This window comes from Peribacillus alkalitolerans (genome assembly GCF_010882125.1).
Lineage (GTDB): Bacteria > Bacillota > Bacilli > Bacillales > DSM-1321 > Bacillus_BN > Bacillus_BN alkalitolerans.
This window is the reverse complement of sequence record NZ_JAAGVZ010000046.1, coordinates 1-2,161: the sequence shown is the minus strand read 5'-3', so window position 1 is coordinate 2,161 and position 2,161 is coordinate 1. Positions and strand designations below refer to the sequence as shown.

Below are 2,161 nucleotides of genomic sequence, written 5' to 3'. Positions count from 1 at the left end.
ATTATAGATCCTTTTAAAACAGAATTATATGTGCACTGAGTGATTTTAATAAGAAGACGCGTTTATTAATCCTTTATTAGTTGTTCAGCAATCGGGCGCTTATCTGTTATAAGGTAAGTGTCCTTTTTAATGGAATAAAAGATTGAGTTAATCACCTAATTTTGAAATAATTGGTATTAAGCAATCGGGCAGGATTGTGGAGGATTCGGTTTTCTTTCAAGTGCGTTAGTCCAAGAAAATAAGTTACTTAGGCTGCTTTTTTGTTCCAAATAACTGGGTATTTTAGTTGAATAGGTGGGTTTGGGTAATATAGAAGTAGAGGTGATTTGATGCAGGTGTTTTTATTTTATTTACTGGCATTCGGAGGTGTTTTCCTGATGTTTATTAGCGTCATAAATATGTGGATTATAGATAGGGAAAATAAAAAAAGTGAAGAAAAGAAAAGTAAATCTATACATATAAAGTTACTGATTGTTGGAGGAATTGTTTTTATCTTATCCCGTATATTACACGGACAACTTCTTTAAACAATGCAGCATTTCACTCCTTATTAAGCTATCGGGGGTAGGTTGCAGCAGAGTGGCATAACTCTTTGATTAATGAGGACTTGGCAATTGAATGATTTCTGTTAAATAGGTGTTAGTAAACTGTCTGGTTAAGGAAGGAGTTATTTTATGGTAACGAGTTATCTCAATAAAAGAGTAAGAATAAAAGTTGATAGACCATTAGGATCCATCCATCCCGTGTATAATTTTATTTACCCTCTAAATTATGGATATATTCCGGACACAATGGCAGACGACGGTGAAGAAATTGATGCATATATTGTTGGAGAGTTTGAACCGTTGATAGCGTTTGAAGGCAAGGTTATAGCAATTGCCAAGAGAAATCACGATGTTGAAGATAAACTTATTGTTTCAAATAAACATTATTCGCCTGAACAGATTAAAGCATTAATTGAATTTCAAGAACGTTTCTTTGATACCGAAATAATTACCTAATTTTTCTTATCCAACAATCGGGGGCGATTGTTGAACAAGAAGCAGTTGCTTTTATACTAAACAGATCAGAATAATTCTATAAATGATTGGATGAAAATTATAAAGAAACCCAGCTAATCTTCCTATGAGAAGGTAGCTGGGTTTTTAAGGTTAATGTGCAAAATAACACTTAAAATAAGTGCAAATTATCGCTCGAATTGACAAGTAGACTGGTAAAATCATAGTTAAGAGCGTCTCATAAGACTTGTCTCAAAAGTGAGGTGATATTTTGCGGAAAATTGGTTATGTACGTGTCAGTTCAACTAGTCAAAACCCTTCAAGACAATTTCAGCAGCTAAGCGAATTCGGAATGGATATTATATACGAAGAAAAAGTTTCTGGGGCAACGAAGGAACGTGAGCAACTTCAAAAAATGTTAGAGGACTTACAAGATGGTGACACCATTTATGTTACAGATTTAACTCGAATTACTCGTAGTACACAAGATTTATTTGAATTGATCGATTACATACGAAGGAAAAAAGCCAGCTTAAAATCACTCAAGGATACATGGCTAGATTTATCAGAGGATAATCCATACAGCCAATTCTTAATTACAGTAATGGCTGGTGTTAACCAGTTAGAGAGAGATCTTATCCGTATGCGTCAACGTGAAGGGATTGAGCTGGCTAAGAAAGAAGGAAAGTTTAAAGGTCGGATAAAGAAATATCATAAAAATCATGCGGGAATGAATTATGCAGTAAAGCTATATAAAGAAGGAAATATGACTGTAAATCAAATTTGTGAAATTACAAATGTGTCTAGGGCTTCATTATATAGAAAGCTATCGGAAGAGAACAAATAGTTCAGTCCTATTCCATTAATTGGCCAGATAATGTTATGTACTTAAAGTCTTATGCAGTTTGGTTATTTTGTTATTAGAATTGGGTACTCCAATTCTTTTTTTATGAATTTTTTTACTCATTCAAACAAACACTTGAATGAATTATTAAAAATGGTTATACTATATTCAAATAAACACTTGAATGATATTGGGGTGAGAATGTGATTAAGAAAGATACTTGTGAAATTTATTGTTATGACGAAGAAAAGGTCAATCGAATACAAGGTAATTTACAGACAGTAGATATTTCTAGTGTTGCCCAAATGTTAAAAGCTAT

Annotated in this window: 2 protein-coding genes and 1 pseudogene; all 3 read left to right on the top strand. The window is 33.0% G+C overall.

Going from position 1 to position 2,161, the window contains the following annotated elements; all coding sequences use genetic code 11:
* Positions 1-674: 674 nt before the first annotated feature.
* Positions 675-1,001, top strand: coding sequence for an inorganic diphosphatase (locus G3O09_RS21780; protein ID WP_163103536.1), 327 nt, complete (start codon positions 675-677; stop codon positions 999-1,001).
* Between the two features lie 268 nt (positions 1,002-1,269).
* Positions 1,270-1,845, top strand: a complete 576-nt coding sequence (locus G3O09_RS21775) for a recombinase family protein (protein ID WP_017474137.1) — start codon at positions 1,270-1,272, stop codon at positions 1,843-1,845.
* 200 nt (positions 1,846-2,045) lie between these two features.
* A pseudogene (locus G3O09_RS21770) lies at positions 2,046-2,161 on the top strand (transcriptional regulator); the annotation flags it as partial.